The sequence below is a fragment of the Bradyrhizobium sp. UFLA05-109 genome (genome assembly GCF_054185165.1).
This window is the reverse complement of sequence record NZ_JBBIAR010000057.1, coordinates 1-21,595: the sequence shown is the minus strand read 5'-3', so window position 1 is coordinate 21,595 and position 21,595 is coordinate 1. Positions and strand designations below refer to the sequence as shown.

Here is a 21,595-nt window from a genome sequence, read left to right as displayed (position 1 = left end):
GAGCGAGTGAGCTTTGCGGTCGGGGTGAAATCCATGGCTGCAACGTTCCTGATTGAAGGCCTCTCTCTTAGTCCTGCCGACGATCGCGATCAAGCGACATTAGCGGAGGCCGTAGAGCGCGGCCGCGTTGTCCGGCGAGACCAGGCCGCTCTCGACGTCGTCGCGCACGCTGTCCCGCGCGCGATCGGTGGGATCGCCGATGCCGGCCCCGCCTGGCGTCATCACGACGAGCCGATCTTCAGGCGGCACGGTCTGAAAGCCCTTGCCGCGCATCTTCTTGCCGGACTTCAATCCGACATAACCGGCCTCGCCGTCACGGCCGCCATCGCGGCCGCGCGGCGGATGATCGATGCGATCGAACGCGGCCAGAATGTCGAACGGCGCGTCGACACCGCTGCCGACCTCGATGATCTGGCCGAGACCACCGCGGGTGCGGCCGGCGCCGCCGGAATCCGGGCGCAGCTCCTTGCGCCAGAAGATCAGCGGCGTCTGCGTCTCCGCGATCTCGACCGGCGTGCCGCGCACGCCGCTCGGATAGGCGGTCGCCGACAGCCCGTCCTTGGCAAAGCGCGCGCCGGTGCCGCCATTGCTGGTCACCGCCATCGAGAACCCGTAGTTGCCGCCAGCGCCGGAACGCGTCTGTCCACGCACGTTGAGATTCCACAGGCATGAGGTGCCTTCGGCCGGCACGCGCACGGGGATGATCTGGCGCAGGCAGCCGAACACTACGTCGGGCAACATCTGGCCGATGACGTGACGCGAAGCCACCGGCGCGGGTTTCGGCGCATTGAGGATTGCCCCTGATGGCGCCGACACCGTTAGCGGCGAGAGCGAGCCGGCATTGTTGGGAATTTCCGAGGCGACGACGCAGCCAAGACCGAACACGGTGTAGGCTGTGGTGTAGGAGAGCGGCACGTTGATGCCGAACTTTGAGGTCGGCGAGGTGCCGGTGAAATCCACGTGAATGCCCTTCTCCGAGATCGTCAGCATCGCCGATAGCGTCACCGGTGCATCATAGCCGTCGACGATCATGGTGTTGCGCCAGCTTCCTTTCGGCAGCTTCGCGATCTCCGCGAGCACGGCCTCGCGCGAGCGGTCGCAGATGTAGTCGCCGAGCTCATCGAGCGTGTCGATGCCGAACTCGGTCATCATCTCGACCAGGCGCTCGCAGCCAACGTCGTTGCAGCCGGCGAGCGAATAGGTATCGCCCTCGGTGTCGATCGGCAGCCGCGTGTTGGTGCGGATCATCGCCATCAGCGTCTCGTTGACGATGCCCTGGTCGATCAGCTTCAGCATGGGGATGTAGAGCCCCTCCATGAACACGTCCGTGGCATCAGGCCCGAAGCCGATGCCGCCAATGTCCATCAGATGGCTGGTGCAGGAGAACAGCGCGACCAGCTTGCCGTTCTTGAAGCAGGGCGTGGTGACGACGAAGTCGTTGAGATGGCCGGTGCCCATCCAGGGATCGTTGGTGATGTAGGCGTCGCCCTCCTTCATCGTCTCCAGCGGGAAATGCGCGATGAAGTGCTTGACCGACTCCGCCATCGAGTTGACGTGACCCGGCGTGCCCGTCACGGCCTGCGCCAGCATGCGGCCCCTGAGGTCGAACACGCCGGCGGAGAGATCGCCGCATTCGCGCACGATCGGGCTGAAGGCGGTGCGGAGCAGCACTTGCGCCTGCTCCTCGACCACCGCGATCAGCCGGTGCCACATGATCTGAAGGTCGATCAGGCTGGTGCTTGCGCCATTCATGGTCACGCCGCCTTTCGTTCCATGACGATGCTGCCGGCACCGTCGATGTGGGCGTCAAAGCTCGTCGAGACGAATGTCGAGGTCTCATCCTCCGCGATCACGGCAGGGCCGGCGATGGTCGCTCCCAGCTCCATGTCCTCGCGGCGGTACAAGGGAATCTCGACCAGGCGTCCCGCCCTTCCGTCGTAGAATTTGCGGCTACCGGATGCCTTGCCGGCCGGCTTGCGCGCCACGGCATGGACGACCGGCGGATTGCGCGGCTCGGTGGTCGCAAGCACGGACCAGCTCAGCACTTCGATCGCCGCGCCCGGAATCGGGCGCTCGAACATCGCGGCATAATCGATCTCGAAGGATTTTCGCAAGCCGGCGAGATCGGCAGCGGCCAAGAGCCGGTTCGGCAGTTCGACCGTGATCTCGTGGCCCTGGCCGACATAGCGCATGAAGGCGGCGCGGCGCTCGCGCACCGGCGCGCCGGCAGCACCCGGCTCGACCAGCGCCCGCGCCTCGATCGCCATCTCCTGCAAGAGATCCGAGACCGCCGCGGTATCGAAATCTTCGAGCCTGACATGGCGGCTGCGTACCAGTTCATAGGCAATGGGCGCGGCCAGAAACCCGACGGCCGAGCCGACGCCGGCGTTGGACGGCACGATCACCCGGGAGACGCCAATCTTCTCGGCAACGCGCGCCGCATGCAGCGGCGCGGCACCACCGAACGCGATCAACGTATGCTGGCCGACCACCGCGCCACGTTCGACTGCATGCACGCGCGCCGCGCTCGCCATGTTCTCGCAGACGACCTCGTGCACGGCATAGGCGGCATTCTCCGCCGACAGGCCCAGCGCCTCACCGACATCGTGCAGCAGCGCCTGTTTAGACAGCTTGGGATCGAGCTTGATCGTGCCGCCGGCAAAGGCGTCGGGATCGATCATGCCGAGCGCAACGTCCGCATCGGTCACCGCAGGCCGTCTGCCGCCGCGGCCATAGCAGGCCGGGCCCGGCTCAGACGAAGCGCTCTCCGGGCCGACCGTGACGCGCTTCATCGCGTCGATCCGCGCAATCGAACCACCACCGGCGCCGATCTCGACCATCTCGATCACGGGAATGCGCACCGGCAACCCTGAGCCCTTCAGGAAGCGCGCGGCCCTATCGACCTCGAACACGCGCGAGGTCTCCGGCCGATACTTCTCGATCAGGCAGATCTTTGCCGTGGTGCCGCCCATGTCGAAGGAGAGCACCTTGCTTTCGCCGAGCCGTGCCGCGATCTGCGCCGCGAAGATCGCGCCGCCGGCAGGACCGGACTCCACCAGGCGCACCGGGAAGCGCCGCGCCGTCTCGATCGAAGTGACGCCGCCGCCGGAGGTCACGAGATAAATCGCGCCGCGGAACTGCTCGACCGCCAGCGCCTGCGCCATGCGCGCCAGATAGCCGTCGATCAAAGGCTGCACATAGGCATTGGTGACGGCGGTCGAGGTACGCTCATACTCTCGGATCTCGGGGCACACTGCGGACGACATCGTTACGGAGATGCCGGGCATCTCCTGCTCGAGGATCGCGGCGGTGCGCCGCTCATGCTCGGGATTGGCGTAGGAATGCAGGAAGGCGATGGCGACGCTTTCGACATTCAGCGCACGCAATTTCGGCACCAGCGCACGCACCGCGGCCTCATCCAGCGGCAACCGCACCGCGCCATGGGCATCGACGCGCTCGGGAACGGTGAAGCGCAGGGAACGCGGCGCCAGCGGCTTCGGCTTGTCGATGGTGAGGTCGTATTGATCGTACCGGCTCTCGGTACCGATATCGAGCACGTCACGAAAGCCTTCGGTCGCGACGAGCGCGGTCTTTGCGCCGCGGCGCTCGATGATGGCATTGGTCGCCAGCGTCGTGCCGTGAATGAAGACATCGATGTCGCTGATATGCGCATGCGCATCCGTGAGAATGAGACGAATGCCATCAAGCACCGCCTCCTCGGGCCGCGTCGGCGTCGTCAGCACCTTGCGCGTCTTGCGATCCTGTCCCACATCCAGCACGATATCGGTGAACGTTCCTCCGATATCGACGGCAAGCCGCACTTCGGCTCTCTCACGCATTCCAGATGTCTCCGTGCTGATCGACAGGCTCAAGCGTTGAGCAATTTGTATGCCATCGACTCCACCGATGGCAACTCGCTGCACGATTTTGCCGGGCACCTATGCGATAGCCAAGGATGCGCGCGGCTCAGCCGTTGAAGGCGGCCTGCGCCTCCGGCAGATCCCAGATCTTCCCGATCGCGGCCGCGCCTTGCGAGGTGATCACGGCTTCATCGCCATGAACGTAGCGGCCAGCATCGATCAGCACGCGGCCATCGACGACAACCTGATCGATGTTGGCGCGGTTTGCGAGCGCGACCAATGCGCGCCTGACATCGAAGAGTGGCTGCAAATGCGGGTGGGTGAGATCGACGACCGTGAGATCGGCGGTCGCGCCCGGCGCAATCCGGCCGAGATCGGGCCGCTTGATGATGTCGGCAGCGGTTGCCGTGATCGACTCGATCAGCTCGGGGGAATTCGCGACATCGGCGCGCTGCGACGACGTCTTGGAAATGAGCGAGGCGGCGTTGAGCTCGCCGAGCAGGTCCATGTTGTAGCCGTCGGTGCCGACCACGGTGCGGACGCCATGGCCGGCGAAGCGACTGAATGCCGCGGTCACGCCGGCGCGCGCAAACACGCGCGGGCAGTTCAGCACGGTCGCGCCGCGCGCGGCCATCAGCTTCAGATCGTCATCGGTGCTGGCTATACAGTGCGCGGCGAGCAGGTCCGGCGCAAGGAGGCCGAGCCAATCCAGATATTCCGCTGGCGTGCGGCCACCATAGCGCTTGCCGATGGTTTCGACCTCGGCCTGGCTCTGCGCCAGATGGGTCGTGATGGGCACATCAAGCTCGCGCGCCCTTGCAGCACAGGCTTTCAGCAGATCGGGCCCGCAGGTGTCCGTCGCATGCGGGCTCATCGCAAGGCCGATGCGGCTCTCGCCGCGGCCATTCCAGCGCTGATAGAGCGCGTCCCAGGTCGCCATATCAGCCGTACCGTCGTCGCCCGCATAGCGGACCAGGCCGTCGGGACCCGCCTTGGCATCTGATGTCGAGAACAGATAGGGCGCGCCGTAGAAACGGATGCCCATCTCCTCGGCGGCGTCGAACATCTCCGGGATCGAATTGCGGAACGGCTCCATCACCGTGGTGGCGCCGCCCTTCAGGAGCTGGAGGATACCGAGCCGCGCCACGGCGAGACGCTCTACAGGCGACAGCAGATCGGCGCCGCGCTTGGTCAGGGGCAACAGCACCGTGTAGACGATACTCTGGTTATTGCGCCGGCCGTTGCCGTCCTCGGTGTGGCTGCGCGCCACCGCCTCGCTGAAGCAATGATTGTGCAGGTTCAGCAGGCCCGGCAGGATGAAACGGCCGGGACGGTCATAGACTTGATCTGCGCGCGGCTTGTCGCGCGTGACCGCGGCGATCCTCTTGCCCTCGACCAGCACCCAATGGTCGCGCAAGACATCCTGCGCGTCGTCCTTGCGGGCCAAGACATAGCTGCCGAAGATCGCGATTGTGCTCATGCGGGGCGTACGTTCCAGAAGACGGCGGTGCCGTCGAGAATGCCGGTGATGGACTTGCGATAGGCGGTCGGCTGCTTGTACAGGCCGATCGGAAGATAGGGAATCTCATCGAAGGCCAGCGCCTGGATATCGTGGCAGATGCGCTGCTGCTCGCCGAGCTCAGAGGCAGCAAGCCACTCGCTGCGAAGAGCGCCCATCTTCTCGCTTTTGTACCAGCCGGCGACCTTGCCTTCGCCGCGCAAGTTGGTATTCCCCGCGGGATTGAGCCAGTCGATGCCCTGCCAGTTGCCGACCGCGGCGCTCCAGCCGCCCTGCCCGATCGGCTCCTTCTTCAACTGGCGTTGCAGCACGACGGCGAAATCGAGCGCGGCGTATTCGACGTTCATGCCGGCCTTGCGCAGCGTATCGGCGGCGATCTCGCCGAGCGGGCGCTGCGCCAGCGAATTGGTGGGCACGAGCAGCACGATCTTCTCGCCATTGTAGCCGGCAGCCTTCAGATCGGCTTTGACCTTGGCGTAGTCGCGCGGACCACGGAAGACGTCGAGCCCGACCTCGCTCGCCATCGGCGTGCCAGGGGCAAAAAAGCCGATCGGCGACACCTGATATGTGAGATCAGTGCCCGCGACCGCCGTCATGAACGACGACTGGTCGATCGCGCCGAGCAATGCACGGCGAACCGCGGGATTATCGAACGGCGGCTGGAGATGATTGAGCCGCAGCATGCAGGCGTAGCCACGCGGATCGAGCACGCGCGTTTCGATGTCCCCGGCAGCCTTGATCACCGGCAACAGATCGTGCGGTGTGGTTTCCTGCCAATCCTGCTCGCCGGTCTGGAGCGCAGCGACGCCGGTGCCGGCGTCCGGCGTGGTGGTCCAGACCACGCGGTCGTAATGCACGATCTTTGGGCCTGCGGTCCAATCCGGCTTGCCGTCGCTGCGCGGCTGATAACGGTCGAAGCGGGCATAGGCGTTACGATGTGTATAAGAGACAGAAGCTCATCAGTTGCCTCCATCAGCTCGCCGCCAAAGCCGTCGCGCGCCGCCCAGCGACGAATGCTCGCGACGCAATCGCGCGCCAGCACGCGCTCACCATCGTGCCAGAACAGGCCGTCGCGCAGGGTGAGGTCCCACTGCAGCCCGTCATTGGAGATGACATGACCCGACAGCATCTGCGGCGAGACCTGGAGCGATGCGCTCATGCCATAGAGCGTATCGTAGACCATGAAGCCGTGGTTGCGCGAGACCTGCGCCGTCGAATAGATCGGGTCGACGAACGCGAGATCGATCACCGGAATGAAGCGCAGCGTGGTCTGCTCCTCGGCGCGCAAAATTCCAGGCAGCGACAGCGCTGGCGCGGCGGCTGCGGCCTTGAGCAGGGAGCGGCGAGTGATCGGCATTTAAACGAGACTCCTAGGACACAAAGCGCGCGAGGCAGCCGATTGGGGCGCCCTGCACCTCGTCGTCGCGCATGACGGTGTGGCCGCGCACGATGGTGGCCACTGGCCAGCCCGTGATCTTCTTGCCCGCAAACGGCGTCCAGCCGCAGGGCGAGACGATCCAGGAGTCCTCGATGGTGCGCTTCGCCTTCATGTCCACCAGCGTGAAGTCGGCATCGTAACCGGCGGCGAGCCTTCCCTTGCCGACGAGGCCGCAGACCCGTGCGGGACCAGCGGCCATCAGATCGACCATCCGTGGCAGCGACAGCCGGCCGGCATTGACGTGATCGAGCATCACGGGAACGAGCGTCTGCACGCCGGTGAGGCCCGCTGGGCAATCCGGCCACGGCTGCTCCTTGGCGCTGCGCGAATGTGGCGCGTGATCGCTGCCGATGGTGTCGACGATGCCGTCGCGCACCGCGGCCCAGCTCGCCTCGCGATGCCGCTCGCCGCGGATCGGTGGGTTCATCACGCCGAAGCCCTTCAGCGTGTCATAGCATTCCGGCGCCACCTGCGTCAGATGGTTGACCAGCACCTCGACGGTCGCGACGTCGCGATAATCGCGCAAATAGCTCAGCTCCTCCGCCGTGGAGACGTGGAGGATGTGCGCAGGCCGCCCCGTCTTTCGCGCCAGCGCCATCAGGCGGCGGGTGCCGAGGAAGGCGCATTCCTCGTCGCGCCACTCCATGTGCGAGCGATGCGGCATGCCGCGCGAAAACATCGGCTTCCGCGCCTGGAGGCGATATTCGTCCTCGCTGTGATAGGCGATGCGGCGACGCCCCGCGCGCATCAACTTTTCCAGATGCTCATCGTCCTCGACCAGCAACGAGGCGGTGGACGAGCCGGCGAACACCTTGATCGCGCACACGCCATGCTCGCTTTCGAGATGCGCAAGCTGATCGATATTCGTCTTGGCGCCGGCGATGTAGAGGCCGATGTCGCAAAAGCTCTGCGCTTCCGCGTAGCCGCGCTTCCAGTCGAGCCGCTCCTGGTCAACGATCGGCGGATTGGTGTTGGGCATGTCGAACAGGGTAGCGATGCCGCCGAGCACGGCAGCGCGCGTGCCGGTGCCCAGCGTTTCCACCGTCGCATCGCCAGGATCGCGCAGATGGACGTGGCTGTCGATCAGGCCGGGCAGGACGTGAAGGCCGCTAGCGTCGATGACCTGATCGGCCGTGTCGGCTGTGGCCGCGGACAGCGTCGCGATGCGTCCGCCGGAGATGCCGACGTTGGCGGCTTCCTCGCCCCAGGGCGTGACGCAGGTGCCGTTCCGGATCAGGAGGTCAAAATGCATCGTTCACCTTCATGCTTTCAACAACACCGCCCCGATCGCCGCGGCGACCGCCTGCTGCGCCGGCTCGACCACGGGAACGCCGATCGCGTCCTCGATCGCGGCGCGATGCGAGGCCATGCCGGCGCAACCCATCACGACGACGTCGGCTCGGGCCTGCGTGACCAGCGCGCGGCCCGCCTCGATCAAGCGCCCACGGATATCGGCGCTCGCCGTTTCCGCCGCGCTCGCGCCGACCGACCAGCTTCCGGCATAGCGGGCCTCTAAGCCCATCTGCCGCACCATGCGCTGCTGGCGACGAATGCTCGAAGGCGACAGCGCGATGATGCCGAAGCGCTCGCCGAGCGTCAGCGCGCGCAAGATACCCCATTCGGCAATGCCCATCACCGGGCGGCCGCCGGCCGCCTCGCGCACCGCATGCAGGCCGGGATCGCTGAAGCAGGCGAGCACGAAGGCGTCGGCATCCTCGCGTGCAACGCGGTTGACCAGCGGCATGACGACGCTGTCGGCGTCGCGCTGCGAGGTGATGCTGGTCGGGCCCTCGGGCAAACCCACCACCACGATCTCCGGCCCGCCGGGAATCCTGAGCGGCGCAACGGCCTCGTCGATCGCCGCCGTGACCGCGGCGGAGGAGTTCGGGTTGATCGTGAGGATGCGACGGCGGGTCATACCTGGCTCAACGCTTGGCGGCCTCATGGCGCTGGAAGTTCGCGGCGATGGCCTCGCCCGTCGTGATCCAGAGGTCTGGACAGGATTTTGCGTAGGTCAAGAATTCGCGCAACAGACGAAGTCGCATGGGACGTCCGCTGCATTGCGGATGCAGCACGGTCGTCACCATCGCGCCCCAGTCGCGGACCTCGTCGAGCTCGTCCTTCCAGATCGAGAGCACGTGCTCCTTGGGGAAGATCGAGCGCGGGCTGAAGCGGGCGGAAAGGCCATGCATCCAGTCGTCATAGCTCGCGGTCACCGGCAATTCGATCGTGCCCGGCTTGCCGTCGGCGAGGCGATGGCGATAGGGCCTGACGTCGTCACGGAACGAGGAAGTATAAACGATGCCGTGACGCACCAGCGCGACGCGCAACTCCTCGGTGAACTCGCCATAGGGTGCGCGATAGCCGATCGGCTTGACGCCGAGCCGGCGCTTCAGCGCCTCGAAACCACGCTCGAGCTCGTCCTCGATCCAGGGATCGCCGGGATCTGGCAGGAGATGATGATAGCCGTGATGGCCGATCTCGTGGCCAGCCTTGAGGATCGATTCGGCCATGGCCGGATGCGCATCGACCGACCATCCCGTGACGAAGAACGTCGCCTTGAGATCGAGCTGATCGAGCAGCTCCAGCAATTTTGGCGTGCCGACGCGGGCCTCGTAACCGCCATAGCTCATGGTGATCAGGCGCTGCGCATGCACGGCGTCCTTGCTGGTCCATGCGCTCTCCGCATCGACGTCGAATGAGAGGAACATCGCAGACGTATAGGATTTTGGCCAAGGATAGTGCGGCGCAGGGTCCGCGGTGTTCGCCGGGACGAGCGGGATGCTTTGAAGTGCCTTACTGTCCAGCATTGATGGTCGCCCTCTCTATTCCGTTGTCGTTCAATTTCCATTTCGCCAGGAGCGTAAGATAGGTGCCGTCGGCGATCAGCGCATCGAGTGCCTCGACCATTGCCCGCTGCAATGCCTTTTCCTTGACCGGCAGCGCGATGCCGGTGAATTGCTGGGCGATGGTCTCGCCAACTGCCGCGTAGACGCCGGGCTCGAGGTCCATGATGTAGGGCAGCGTCTCGTTGCCCTGCACGGCGGCGTCGACGCGTCCCTGCCTGAGCTGCGTGCGCGCATCCGCCGAGCCGTCGGTGCCGACGACCTGGATCGGATTGCTGCCGCAATGCTTCTCGCTCCACGCCGTGATCTCGGCCGGGAACGAGGTACGGCGGCTGGCGCCGACCTTCTTGCCGCAGAGCGCGGCCATGTCCTTGAACTCGGCTGCGCGGGATTGCTGCACGAAGAATTTCGGACCGCTGCGCAAATAATCGACGAACGAAGCGATCTCGTGCCGGTTCGCATAATCGGTGAAGCCGGACAGGATAGCGTCCGCCCGGCCGGTCGAGATCGACGGCATGAACTCGGCGAAACTGGTCTCCTGCCACTCGATCTTGACGCCGAGCTTGCGGCCGAGCGCCTCGCCGAGATCGATGTCGAAGCCGGACAGCGCGTTGGTGGCAGGATCGCGGAACTCCATCGGCGGATAGTTCGGCACCAGCGCGACCTTGATGCTGCCGCGTTTGGCGATCTCGGGCGGCAGCTCGATCGCCATCACTGCTGCCGTCGTGGCACACACCAGCGCCGCCGCAACCAACACTCTCATCATCAAAACGCCCCCATTCAGATCACCGCCGAGAGAAAAGCCTTGGTGCGCGCCTCGCGCGGCGCGCCGAGCACGTCCGATGCAGTCCCGGATTCGACGATCGCGCCCTGGTCCATGTAGACGACGCGGTCGGCAACCTCGCGGGCGAAGCCGAGCTCATGCGTCACCACCATCATGGTCATGCCGCTTTGCGCGAGCTCCTTCATCACCGCGAGCACCTCGCCGACGAGCTCGGGATCGAGCGCGCTGGTCGGCTCGTCGAACAGCATCAGCATCGGCTTCATCGCGAGCGCCCGCGCGATCGCGACGCGCTGCTGCTGGCCGCCGGAGAGCTGCGCGGGATAAGAATCAGCTTTGGTGGCAAGGCCAACACGCTTGAGGAGCTCGATGGCTTCGCCGCGCACCTCGTCTGATTTTCGGCCCTGCACCTGCACCGGGCCTTCGGTGATGTTCTCCAGCGCCGTCTTGTGCGGAAACAGGTTGAAGCGCTGGAACACCATGCCGGTCTTCAACCGCTGCCGCGCGATCTGCCGCTCGGTCAGGCGATAGAGCCGCCCGCCCTCCTCACGGACGCCGAGCAGCTCGCCATCGAGCCAGATGCCGCCGCTGTCGATCGTCGTGAGCTGATTGACGCAGCGGAGCAGCGTCGTCTTGCCCGAGCCGGACGCACCGATCAGGCACATCACCTCGCCGGGCCACACGTCGAGTGAAACGCTTCTGAGAGCCTGGAACTCTCCAAAATGCTTGCTGACGGAGCGGATCGCGACGAGGGGCTTTGTCATCGGGCGAACCGCAATGTGCCACGGGCAAAGCGTCGCTCGAGCAGCATCTGGAGCGGCGTCAGGATCGACACCACCAGGAGATACCAGAGCCCTGCGACGATCAGGAGCTCGATCACGCGCGAGTTGGCGTAATAGATGTTCTCGGCGTTGTGCAGCACCTCCGGATACTGGATGACGCTGGCCAGCGAGGTCGCCTTGACGAGGCCGATGAACTCGTTGCCGATCGGCGGAATCACCACCCGCATCGCCTGCGGCAGAATGATCCGGCGCAGCGCGCGCAAGCGGCCCATGCCGATCGCCTGAGCCGCCTCATATTGCCCGATGTCGACCGACAGCATGCCGGCGCGCATCACCTCGGAGGTGTAGGCGCCCTGGTTGATGCCGAGCCCGAGCAGTGCCGCGAGGAACGGCGTCATGACGTCGACCGCGCGCGCGCTCCACAGGCCGGGAATGCCGATGGTCGGGAACACCAGCGCGAGATTGAACCACAACAAGAGCTGAAGGATCAGCGGCGTGCCGCGAAACAGCCAGGTGTAACCCGCGGCAACGGATTTCAGCACCGGGTTCGGCGACAGCCGCATGATCGCGACAACCACGCCAAGAAGGATGCCAAGCGCCATCGCGAGCACGGCCATCACCATGGTGTTGACGATACCCTCGAGGATCACTTTGGCCGTCAGGAAGCGGCTGACATAGGACCATTCGATCTGGCCGCCCGCGAAGGCGCGGCCAATGGCAGCCAGCACCAGAACGATCAGCGCCGCGCTGAGCCAGCGAAACCAGTGCGGTTCGCGCGCGACGTGCAGCCCGGACAGGTCGGGAAATCCCTCCGCGAGTGCCGGCGCGGCCTTCATTGCGGCGCCGCGTTCATCAAGGGCTTCTCGACGGCGTTCGCGCCCAACCCCCATTTGTCGAGAACGGCCTTGTAGGATCCATCGGCGATCATGGCGGCGAGCTTTTCCGTCACCACCTCGCGGAGCGCCGCATCATCCTTGCGGAACATGATGCCCTGAAATCCCTTCGCGAAGGGCTCGCCGACGACGCGATATTTGCCGGCCTCCTGCGATTGCGCATAGGGCAAGGTCTCGCTGCCCTGCACGGCGGCATCGATGCGGCCCTGCTTGAGCTGGTTGCGGACGTCGATCGAGTTCTCGCCGGGGACGTACTGGATCGCCGGCTTGCCGGCCGCCTCGCAATTCTGCTTGCTCCACTTCTCGATCTCGACAGGAAAGCTGGTGCTGCGCGTGGTGCCGACCTTCTTGCCGCAGAGATCGGCCGTAGCTTTCGCCTCGCTCTCGGCCATGACGAAGAACTGCGGTCCAGTCGTCAGATAGTCGACGAAATCCGCAGTCTCACGCCGCGAGGCGCGGTCCGAGATGCCGCTGATGATGAAATCGGCCCGCTTGGTCTGGAGCGAGGGGATCAGCTCGGCAAACGGCGTCTCGCTCCAGACGATCTTGAGGCCGCCGAGTCGCTTGGCGAGCTCGTTTGCAAGGTCGATGTCGAGCCCGACCAGCTCGCCCGTCGCGGGATCGCGATATTCCATCGGCGCATAGGTCGAATTGACCGTGAGCTTCAACGTGCCCGCCTGCTTGATCTCCGCCGGAAGCTCTGCCGCCTGCGCGGACGTCACGGCAGCCAAGGCTGCGAAGGCGAGGAAATGCGAGAGGCGTGTCATGTCAGCTCCTTTGCCAACGCTAGTCCGCGTCGAGAACGGCCGGCTCGATGACGCCGGCGCGTTCAGTGATCACCCTGTATTGCTCCGGCCGCCGGTGGGCGGCGAAGTTGAACATCTTGTCCTTGCCTTGGCGGCAGAGGTCGAGATCGATGTCGGCAACGATCACCTCGTCGGCGAGCGTCTCGGCCTGCGCGACGATGCGGCCGTTGGGATCGACGATGCAGGAGCCGCCAATCAATCCGGAGCCGTCCTCGTCGCCGGCCTTCGCCACCGAGATCGCCCAGGTCGCGTTCATGTAGGCGTTGGCCTGGGTCACCAGCGTCGAATGGAAGGTGCGAAGGCTCGCGTCTTCCGTCGTGCCGCCATTGGGATCATAGGCCGCCGAATTGTAGCCGATACAGACGAGCTCGACGCCTTGCAGGCCCAGCACGCGCCAGGATTCCGGCCAACGCCGGTCGTTGCAGATCATCATACCCATGATCGCGTGGGCCCAGGCCGAGCCAGCGCGGAAGGCGGGAAAGCCGAGATCGCCATATTCGAAGTAGCGCTTTTCGAGCTGCTGGTAGCGCGCGCCCGGCCGCGGCTCGACCGAGCCTGGCAGATGCACCTTGCGATAGCGGCCGAGAATCTCGCCGTCGCGATCGACCAGGACGGAGCAATTGTAGCGGCGGCCGTCCGCCGTCAGCTCGGCATAGCCGACATAAAAGCCGACGCGGAGCGCACGCGCGCGTTCGAACAGCGGTGCGACGGCCGGGTTCGGCATGCCGCGCTCGAAATAATGGTCAAGCGCTGCGCCTTCGAGCAGCCAGCGCGGAAAGAAGGTGGTGAAGGCAAGCTCCGGAAATACCACGAGGCTGGCGCCGCGCGCGGCTGCCTCCTCAAGGAGCTTCAGCATCCGGTCAAGCGTATGCGCGCGCGTATCGGCTTTTTGCGTCGGCCCCATCTGGGCGGCGGCGGCGCGAAGGACACGAACCAAGACTGCCTCCAATCTGTGCGCGCTGCTGCCTCATTGGGCGACAGAACTCTTTGATCCAGCGTGCAAATCCGCGGCCATTACGCGGAAACGGGAGTTGAAAAGCAATTCATTGTGCTATGATATTTTGGCCGAGAGTATAATCGGGGTTTATATGAACCTGCGCCAGCTCGAGATCCTGCGTGCCGTCATTCGCCACCGCACCACGGTCGCGGCGGCGGACGAGTTGGCGCTCTCGCAGCCCGCGGTCAGCAACGCGCTGAAGACGATGGAGGCGCAGGCCGGCTTTGCGCTGTTCGAGCGCGTCAACAACCGCCTGTTCCCGACCGCGGAAGCGATGGCGCTCTACAAGGAGAGCGAGGCGATCTTCGCACTGCATGCCAAGCTCGAAAGCCGCGTGCGCGATTTGCGGGAGAACCGCTCGGGTCATCTGTCGCTCGTGGCAACGCCGCCGCTCGCCTACAGCATCATCCCCTCTGCCCTGTCCGGCTTTCTGCGACGCCGTCCGGAGACGCGGGTGTTTTTCGACGTTCGTCGCTACGAGGGTATCATCGAAGGCGTGCTGAGCCATGTCGCCGAGCTCGGCTTCGCGCTCGGCCTCACCCATCATCCCGGCATCGCGCATGAGGTGGTGCATACCGGCGAGATGGTCTGCGTGCTGCCGCCACAACATCCGCTGGCCGGGGAGCCGATCGTCTCCGCGTCCGATCTCGTTGGGCTACCCTTCATCGGGCTCGAGCGCGGCACACGGTTAGGTGAAGCCGTGCGCGACAGTTTTGCGCGCGCCGGCGCGCCGTTCCAGCCGACCGTCGAGGTGCGCTACTGCAACACGGCCTGCGTGCTCGCGGCCGCCGGCGTCGGCGCAGCCGTGGTCGATCCATTTTCGCCGCGACAGAACGGCGGCAACGGCCTCGTCGTGCGGCCGTTCGCGCCGACGACGCGCGCGGTCGCCTATATGCTGTGGTCGGAAGCAGAACCGCTGTCGCGGCTGGCCAAGGCCTTCCTCGACGAGGTTCGCAAGGAGAGCAGGCTTCTGGCAAACGGCACGCCACGGGAGGCACAGCGCGACTGAGCTTGTGCAGGCACCCGATCTCTCAACCGAAGACACATTCTTGGCCGAGGACCCGTTCTTAACCGAGGACATATGGCACGCATCACCATCATCGAGACCGGAGCCGTCCCCCGCAAACATCGCGAGCGCCACGGCTCCTTTCCGGACATGTTCGAGCGCATGATCCGCGCTGAAGATCCCTCGGCTGCATTCGACGTCGTGAGCATCCCCGATGGCGAGACGCTCCCCGACCCGCGCCAATTGGAGGCGATCCTGATCACCGGCGCGGCGGCCGGCGTCTATGACGGGCTCGACTGGATCGCGCCGCTCGAAGAATTCGTGCGCGCCGGCCATGCCAACAAGACGCCGATGGTCGGGGTCTGTTTCGGCCATCAACTGATCGCGCAGGCGCTCGGCGGCACCGTGCGCAAGTCAGACAAAGGCTGGGGCATCGGCCGGCACGTCTATCAGGTGGCGCCGAACAACGGCGTCATCGACGGCGAGCAGCTCGCCGTCGCCTGCTCGCACCAGGATCAGGTCATCGAGCCGCCGCAGGACGCGCGGACGATCCTGTATTCGGAATTCGCGCCGCATGCCGGCCTGCTATACGCCAACGGCACGACGCTCTCCGTGCAGCCGCATCCGGAGTTCGACGCGGGCTTCGCGCAAGTCTGCTGCGAGCTCCGCGAAGGCCACGCGCCGGACAACGTCGTCGCCACCGCGAAAGCGTCGCTGGCCGAGCCGCTGGACAGCGCGAAGCTCGGTGGCGCCATCACGAGGTTTCTGACGAGGCGATCGGCGCCTTAGTCCGCGAGGTCGCGCCACACGCGACTCTTCCCTTCTCCCCTTGTGGAGAAGGTGGCGCGAAGCGCCGGATGAGGGGTTGCCTCCGCGAGCCACGCTGCGAGACAATCACACGCGGAGAGAAACCCTCACCCGTCTCGCCGCTGCGCGGCGAGCCACCCTCTCCCGCGAGGGGAGAGGGAAAAGCAGCGCCAAGCTCATACGCTCTCGCGAACTGCTAGAACGGATCGCTCCCCAGCCCCGCGACATCCGCCGGCCGCGGCCCCGGCGCGGGCCAGTGGAAGCGGCGGTCACTCTCGGCGATCGCGATGTCGTTGATCGACGCCTCCCGGCGCTTCATCAGGCCCTGCTCGTCGAACTCCCACTGCTCATTGCCGTAGGAGCGATACCACTGGCCGCTCGTATCGTGCCATTCGTACTGAAAGCGCACCGCGATACGGTTGCCGTCGAACGCCCAGAGGTCCTTGATCAGGCGGTAGTCGAGCTCCTTCGCCCATTTGCGGGTGAGAAAGGCCACGATCGCTTCACGCCCCCGAAACACCTCTGAGCGATTGCGCCAGCGGCTGTCCTCGGTGTAGGCGAGCGCAACACGCTGCGGGTCGCGTGAGTTCCAGGCATCCTCGGCTATGCGGGCCTTTTGCGCGGCGGTCTCTCTGGTGAAGGGCGGAAGCGGCGGACGCGACATGGCTGGCCTCATCGGTGGGTTGAGCCGCGAATCTAGCCTTGCGCGCAGGGAAGTCGATAGACCCTTCCCTATCGGCTCATTTCGTAATCACATCGGCCTTCATGAGCGTGCGGATCGATTTCGGGATCGGCTGGGCGCGACCGCCACTGATGAACGCGACTCGCACTTCCGCTTTCACCAGCACGTCCTCGCCCCGCCGCACCTCCTGCGCCAGCATGATCGAGGCACCCTTCACAGCGATCGGCCAGGTTACGACGTCGAGCACGTCGTCCATGCGCGCAGGCTTGAGGAAATCCAGATGCATCGAGCGCACGACGAACGCAAAGCCGGCGTCTTCCGTCTCGACCTGCTCGAACAGCGCCTGCTGCTCGGCGCCCATCAGCCGCAGATGATTGGTGCGACCGCGCTCCATGAAGCGCAGGTAGTTGGCGTGATAGACGATGCCGGAAAAATCCGTGTCCTCGTAGTAGACGCGGACCTGCATGTGGTGGCGACCGTCGCGGATCTCGCCGTCGAGATGGGCAGTCATGGCGCGAGCCTTTATCGCTGTCGAGGGGCCCGTTTTGCGCAAAATCGGCCGACCGCGCAAGCGCGGCGGCTATGATATCGTTTGCCCCGTCCGCCCCAGCGTCACCTCGACAATCTCGGGCGGGACGCCGACGCGCATCGGCACGATGCTACAGCCGAGACCGCCGGAAATGATGACGTCGCACTTCAGCTTCAGATGACCGTAGGCGAGCCGGATGCCGTGCTGCGGCGGCACCGCCGGCGACCAGCCGAGCACCCGCACCTGGCCACCATGGGTGTGGCCGGAGAGTTGCAGCGCGACGCGCGAGGGCACGCGCAGCGCGACGTTGGGCTCGTGCGCGAGCAGGATAACCGGCGCATCGTCGGTGACCTTGGCGAGGGTCGCTGCGAGATCGTCGGCGCCGAAACGCGGCACCGCGCGCTGACGCGCCGCCGGCATAAAGGCAAGCTGATCGCCGAGCCCGGCAAGCCAGAACGCGCGGCCGTCCTTGGTGAGGCGCACGGCGTCGTTCTCGTAGACGGGAATACCGGCAGCTTCCAGCGCGCGATGGGCGACAGTCGGGCCGCGCAGGATCCGCTGCACCGCCTTGTCTTCCCAATAATCGTGATTGCCCATGATGGCGTGAACGCCGAGCGGGGCCTTGAGGCCTGCCAGCACCGCGGCCCATTCGGCGGCCGGAATGAGCCGCGTGACGTGGTGGTGGCCGGCCACGTAATCGCCGAGCATGACGATGAGATCGGCGTTCAGCGCGTTGGTGTGCTCGACGATGCCCTGGATGCGCTCCAGCGACATCCAGGGATCGCAGGCATGGATGTCGGCGACCACGGCGATGCGAAGCGGAAAGTCCGCCGGCCACTGCTTCGGCATCGGGTGATAGCGGGTGATGCGGAGCCGCTCCGGCTCGACGCCGATGCCGTAAGCCGCAGTGGAAACGCCGGCGGCGGACAGACCGCCGATGGACCGAAAGAAAGCGCGTCGAGAGATCATGCGGAACCGGGTGTGATGCCTTGCCTCAATGTCCTCCGATTGAAGCGGAATTGGGGTGCGCTTGTGCAGATCGTCAGCAGAAACGTTAACGGTCCCTCACGCCGACGAGCGCATCCAGACGCGTCTTCAATTCGTCGGACGCCCGGTAATACCAGACACCGCCGAGCAAGTCATGGAAGCGTTTGTCGGCGCGAGCCTCGCGCTCGATGCGGTCGATGGTGCGCAGGCTGATCACGTCCTCGAGCGGACCGGCTGCCAGCAGCGACAGCAGCACGGGATTGGACTCCATCTTAAGGATTTCCAGGATCAGGTCGATCATCCGGTCGGGGTCGTCCTCGCGCAAATCGCGCTCGAAATCCATGATGGCGAACAAGTTGTCGTCCTGGTCGCGGTCGGATCTGGAATATTGCTCGATCCAGGCCTGCGCCAACTCGGACAGCGACATGCTGGCGCAATCGAGCGGCTCGCGCGGAGTACGCTGAGCCAGGTGATCGGCGTGCCAGGCTACGTCGTTGGCGATCCCTGCGATGCGCTGCATCAGCGGCTCCTCCTTGCCGAAATGCACGCCCCCGAGCAGCCAGCGCAGCCGTGCATTGTGCTTCGCCTCATGCTCGATCCGCACAACCACCTCGTCACCATGGGCATAGAGCAGCGCCAGCAAGAATTTGTCGTTGAGCTGCATCACCGTCGGCTTGTCGGTCTCGGTCTTCAGCACGTCGAGAATGAGATCGAGCGCGCGTTGCGGCCGCCGATGCGGCAGATGATCGAAATAGAGTTTCAGCGCCCAGACGCTGCCGGCCTGGTCGCGCCGGCTGACGCGCTGAAGCGCGCACCACATCGAGGCCAGCTCGGCCAACGGCATCGGATCGAGGAAAGCTTCGGTCTCGTCGGGCGTCCGCAGTTGCGGTGCGGACGCGATGTTCGCAAGTAATGTTGCGTGGTCACTCAGCCCCATTTTTTCCCACTCCAGCCAATGTGCGTGCGCTGGCGACCCCGATCGCCGCGCGTCCGCATTAGTGGGAGCACGAAACAGGTGGGTTCAACGTCTGCGCGAGCTAATTAGTCTCGCGCGATCGCAAGCATTCTGCTGCTCATCCTGAGAGCCTGACCGAAAATAAGGTGAGGAGCCCGCGACAAGCGGCGTGTCTCGAAGGATGGCCGCCGAAAGATCTGGCCCTTCATGGTTCGGTGGCGATACGCAGCGTCGTCCGGTAACGCGCGTTCCGCGCTCCTCACCAAGAGGATCCAGTGACGCAATAAGATGAGACTACTCGTCGCTCTCGTCCGTGCCGAACAAGCCGAACTGTGCCGTATCGCGCGAGGGCTCACTGAGGCCGAGATGGCGGAAGGCATGCGTCGTGAGGAGGCGGCCGCGCGGGGTGCGCTGGAGATAGCCGCACTGGATCAGATAGGGCTCGATGATGTCCTCGATGGCATCGCGCGGCTCGGACAGCGCGGCGGCCATGGTCTCGACGCCGACGGGGCCGCCGCCGTAGTTCAACGCGATCGTCGAGAGGTAGCGCCGGTCCATCGCGTCCAGGCCCGCTGCATCGACCTCCAGCGCGCTCAGCGCGTGGTCGGCGATCTCGCGATCGATGGTTTCAGCGTTGGCGGCAGAGGCAAAGTCGCGTACCCGCCTGAGCAGGCGGCCGGCGATGCGCGGCGTGCCGCGGGCGCGGCGCGCGATCTCGTTGGCGCCGTCCGGGCTCATTCCGACGTTGAGCACGCGCGCGCCACGGGTGACGATGCCTTCAAGTTCTTCGATCGTGTAAAAGTTCAGCCGGATCGGAATGCCGAAGCGATCGCGTAGCGGATTGGTGAGAAGACCGGCACGCGTCGTCGCGCCAACGAGGGTGAACTTTGCGAGCTCGATCTTGACCGAGCGCGCGGCCGGGCCCTCGCCGATGATGAGGTCGAGCTGGAAATCCTCCATCGCGGGATAGAGCACCTCTTCCACGGCTGGGCTCAGGCGATGGATCTCGTCGATGAAGAGCACGTCGCGCTCTTCGAGATTGGTGAGAAGCGCGGCGAGATCGCCGGCCTTGGCGATCACGGGGCCCGATGTGGCGCGAAATCCGACGCCGAGCTCGCGCGCCACAATCTGCGCCAGCGTGGTCTTGCCAAGACCGGGGGGACCGACGAACAGTACGTGATCCAGCGCCTCGCCGCGCTTGCGCGCCGCGTCGATGAAGATGGACAGATTCTTGCGCGCCTGCTGCTGGCCGACGAATTCGGTCAGCGATTGCGGGCGCAGCGCGGTATCGCCGACATCGTCGCTGCGGCGCTCGGGCGTGACGATGCGGGAGGGGGTGTTCACTCGTTGCCTCGCCGGTACTTGTTCGGCAACAGCTCGCCGATGCTCGCGACCTTCGGCTCGCGGCCGTTGTCGGGAACGATGACCCGCGCCTTGGCGTCGTAGTCATGGATCAACTCGCGGCAGATGCCGCAGGGTGAGACCACGGCGATGTCGCCGGGCTCGCCGGGCTTCGGATGACGCACCGCGACGATGGTCTCGATGCCGCGGTCACCGGTCTCGGTGATGGCACGTCCGATCGCGATCGCCTCGGCGCAGACGGCGATGCGGCCGATATAGGCATCGATGTTCACGCCGGTGACGATGCGGCCGTCGCGCGTGCGCATCGCCGCCCCCACCTCCTGCCAGTCGTTGCGATAACGTTGGCTGATCGCCGCGGTCGCAGCGGCGATGAGTTCCTTGTCTTCTTTGCTCAGCATGGCGGAAAATGCGTTCCTTCGTCAGTCAGCGGCCGCGCAGGATAGTCTATTTCGACAATTCTTTCAGACCCAGGCGAATGAGCTGCGCGGTTTCCGCATTCTCGCCGGCATTGCGTGACGCCGTGGCAATGGCAGCCGCCGCCTGCGGCTGGCCGTAGCCGAGATTGACCAGCGCTGAGATCGCGTCCGCAACGGGGCGCGGGGCGCGTTGGTCGTCGACGGCGCCGGCAAGATGAACGACCGCCGGGTCGACATTGGCGAAGGCCGGCGCCTTATCCTTTAGTTCAGTGACTATGCGCTCGGCGACCTTGGGGCCGACGCCCGGCGTGCGCGACACCGCGGCCTTGTCGCGCAGTGCGATCGCATTCGCTAGGTCAGGCGGCGACAGTGTGCCGAGCACGGCAAGGGCAACCTTGGCTCCGACGCCCTGCACGGTCTGAAGCAGGCGAAACCATTCGCGCTCCTGGTCGGTGCGGAAGCCGAACAGCTTGATCTGATCCTCTCGGACGTAGGTTTCGATCGACAGCACGGCAGCTTCGCCGGGTGAGGGCAGATGCTGCAGCGTGCGCGTCGAGCAATGCACCTGGTAGCCGACGCCGCCGACGTCGAGGATCACGAAATCCTCGCCATAGGAATCGATCAGGCCTTTGAGCTTGCCGATCATATGCCCACCACCTTCAGCCGCAGGGCGGCGCTTTGGCGATGATGGGCGTGGGTGATGGCGATGGCGAGAGCGTCGGCGGCATCAGGGGACGGCGGCTCGGCCTTGGGCAAGAGGATCTTCAGCATCACTGCGATCTGGTTCTTGTCGGCGTGACCGGCGCCGACCACGGTCTTCTTGACCTGGTTTGGCGCGTATTCGGCCACCGTGATGCCGAACATCGCGGGCGCCAGCATGGCGACGCCGCGAGCCTGGCCGAGCTTCAACGTAGCGACGCCGTCCTTGT

21 protein-coding genes and 1 pseudogene are annotated in these 21,595 nt (G+C 65.3%); 2 read left to right on the top strand and 20 right to left on the bottom strand.

Going from position 1 to position 21,595, the window contains the following annotated elements:
• Positions 1-99: 99 nt before the first annotated feature.
• The 12 genes and pseudogenes from Q3C01_RS32815 to Q3C01_RS32760 all read right to left on the bottom strand — a co-directional run bounded on the left by Q3C01_RS32815 (position 100) and on the right by Q3C01_RS32760 (position 13,862).
• Positions 100-1,752, bottom strand: coding sequence for a hydantoinase B/oxoprolinase family protein (locus Q3C01_RS32815; RefSeq protein WP_458149414.1), 1,653 nt, complete (start codon positions 1,750-1,752; stop codon positions 100-102).
• A gap of 2 nt (positions 1,753-1,754) precedes the next feature.
• Positions 1,755-3,839, bottom strand: a complete 2,085-nt coding sequence (locus Q3C01_RS32810; RefSeq protein ID WP_458149413.1) for a hydantoinase/oxoprolinase family protein — start codon at positions 3,837-3,839, stop codon at positions 1,755-1,757.
• A gap of 127 nt (positions 3,840-3,966) precedes the next feature.
• Positions 3,967-5,340, bottom strand: a complete 1,374-nt coding sequence (locus tag Q3C01_RS32805; protein ID WP_458149412.1) for an amidohydrolase family protein — start codon at positions 5,338-5,340, stop codon at positions 3,967-3,969.
• A pseudogene (locus tag Q3C01_RS32800) lies at positions 5,337-6,736 on the bottom strand (ABC transporter substrate-binding protein). The gene Q3C01_RS32805 and the pseudogene Q3C01_RS32800 overlap by 4 nt, the downstream one beginning before the upstream one ends.
• A gap of 13 nt (positions 6,737-6,749) precedes the next feature.
• The gene (locus tag Q3C01_RS32795) at positions 6,750-8,069 is read right to left on the bottom strand and encodes a dihydroorotase (RefSeq protein WP_458149411.1); all 1,320 of its coding nucleotides are present in this window, start codon (positions 8,067-8,069) and stop codon (positions 6,750-6,752) included.
• 9 nt (positions 8,070-8,078) lie between these two features.
• Positions 8,079-8,735: an aspartate/glutamate racemase family protein gene (locus Q3C01_RS32790; protein WP_458149410.1), complete on the bottom strand. Its 657-nt coding sequence runs from the start codon at positions 8,733-8,735 to the stop codon at positions 8,079-8,081.
• 7 nt (positions 8,736-8,742) lie between these two features.
• Positions 8,743-9,627: a polysaccharide deacetylase family protein gene (locus Q3C01_RS32785; protein ID WP_458149409.1), complete on the bottom strand. Its 885-nt coding sequence runs from the start codon at positions 9,625-9,627 to the stop codon at positions 8,743-8,745.
• Entirely contained in the window at positions 9,614-10,429 is an 816-nt protein-coding gene (locus Q3C01_RS32780; protein WP_458149408.1) for an ABC transporter substrate-binding protein, read from the bottom strand. Before Q3C01_RS32780 ends, Q3C01_RS32785 begins: the two co-directional genes overlap by 14 nt.
• Before the next feature lie 14 nt (positions 10,430-10,443).
• Positions 10,444-11,208, bottom strand: a complete 765-nt coding sequence (locus tag Q3C01_RS32775) for an amino acid ABC transporter ATP-binding protein (RefSeq protein WP_458149407.1) — start codon at positions 11,206-11,208, stop codon at positions 10,444-10,446.
• Positions 11,205-12,062, bottom strand: a complete 858-nt coding sequence (locus Q3C01_RS32770; RefSeq protein ID WP_458149406.1) for an amino acid ABC transporter permease — start codon at positions 12,060-12,062, stop codon at positions 11,205-11,207. Before Q3C01_RS32770 ends, Q3C01_RS32775 begins: the two co-directional genes overlap by 4 nt.
• Positions 12,059-12,886, bottom strand: coding sequence for an ABC transporter substrate-binding protein (locus tag Q3C01_RS32765; protein WP_458149405.1), 828 nt, complete (start codon positions 12,884-12,886; stop codon positions 12,059-12,061). Before Q3C01_RS32765 ends, Q3C01_RS32770 begins: the two co-directional genes overlap by 4 nt.
• A 19-nt stretch (positions 12,887-12,905) precedes the next feature.
• A complete protein-coding gene (locus Q3C01_RS32760; protein WP_458149404.1) occupies positions 12,906-13,862 on the bottom strand; it encodes an N-carbamoyl-D-amino-acid hydrolase in 957 nt (318 codons plus the stop codon).
• A gap of 151 nt (positions 13,863-14,013) precedes the next feature.
• Between Q3C01_RS32760 and Q3C01_RS32755 the strand changes: the two genes are divergently transcribed.
• Both Q3C01_RS32755 and Q3C01_RS32750 read left to right on the top strand, forming a co-directional pair.
• On the top strand, positions 14,014-14,931 hold the full coding sequence (locus Q3C01_RS32755; protein ID WP_458149403.1) for a LysR family transcriptional regulator: 918 nt from the start codon (positions 14,014-14,016) through the stop codon (positions 14,929-14,931).
• Positions 14,932-15,003: 72 nt separating this feature from the next.
• Entirely contained in the window at positions 15,004-15,717 is a 714-nt protein-coding gene (locus tag Q3C01_RS32750) for a type 1 glutamine amidotransferase (protein ID WP_458149402.1), read from the top strand.
• Between the two features lie 214 nt (positions 15,718-15,931).
• On the opposite strand, the gene Q3C01_RS32745 is transcribed toward Q3C01_RS32750, so the two are convergent.
• The 8 genes from Q3C01_RS32745 to Q3C01_RS32710 form a co-directional block, all read right to left on the bottom strand.
• Positions 15,932-16,399, bottom strand: a complete 468-nt coding sequence (locus Q3C01_RS32745) for a nuclear transport factor 2 family protein (protein WP_458149401.1) — start codon at positions 16,397-16,399, stop codon at positions 15,932-15,934.
• Positions 16,400-16,475: 76 nt separating this feature from the next.
• On the bottom strand, positions 16,476-16,928 hold the full coding sequence (gene ybgC / locus Q3C01_RS32740) for a tol-pal system-associated acyl-CoA thioesterase (RefSeq protein ID WP_458149400.1): 453 nt from the start codon (positions 16,926-16,928) through the stop codon (positions 16,476-16,478).
• 69 nt (positions 16,929-16,997) lie between these two features.
• Positions 16,998-17,915, bottom strand: coding sequence for a metallophosphoesterase (locus tag Q3C01_RS32735; protein WP_458149399.1), 918 nt, complete (start codon positions 17,913-17,915; stop codon positions 16,998-17,000).
• Positions 17,916-18,000: 85 nt separating this feature from the next.
• Positions 18,001-18,870 carry a DUF6869 domain-containing protein gene (locus tag Q3C01_RS32730; RefSeq protein ID WP_458149398.1) on the bottom strand — a complete coding sequence of 290 codons (870 nt, stop codon included), beginning with the start codon at positions 18,868-18,870 and terminating at the stop codon, positions 18,001-18,003.
• 312 nt (positions 18,871-19,182) lie between these two features.
• Positions 19,183-20,232 carry a Holliday junction branch migration DNA helicase RuvB gene (gene ruvB / locus Q3C01_RS32725; RefSeq protein WP_458149397.1) on the bottom strand — a complete coding sequence of 350 codons (1,050 nt, stop codon included), beginning with the start codon at positions 20,230-20,232 and terminating at the stop codon, positions 19,183-19,185.
• Positions 20,229-20,648 (bottom strand): cytidine deaminase, encoded by a 420-nt coding sequence (locus tag Q3C01_RS32720; RefSeq protein WP_458149396.1) that lies wholly within the window; start codon positions 20,646-20,648, stop codon positions 20,229-20,231. Before Q3C01_RS32720 ends, ruvB begins: the two co-directional genes overlap by 4 nt.
• A 46-nt stretch (positions 20,649-20,694) precedes the next feature.
• On the bottom strand, positions 20,695-21,312 hold the full coding sequence (ruvA, locus tag Q3C01_RS32715) for a Holliday junction branch migration protein RuvA (RefSeq protein ID WP_458149395.1): 618 nt from the start codon (positions 21,310-21,312) through the stop codon (positions 20,695-20,697).
• A partial coding sequence (locus tag Q3C01_RS32710) for a crossover junction endodeoxyribonuclease RuvC (protein ID WP_458149394.1) occupies positions 21,309-21,595 on the bottom strand: 287 nt, incomplete at its 5' end. The genes ruvA and Q3C01_RS32710, both read right to left, overlap by 4 nt.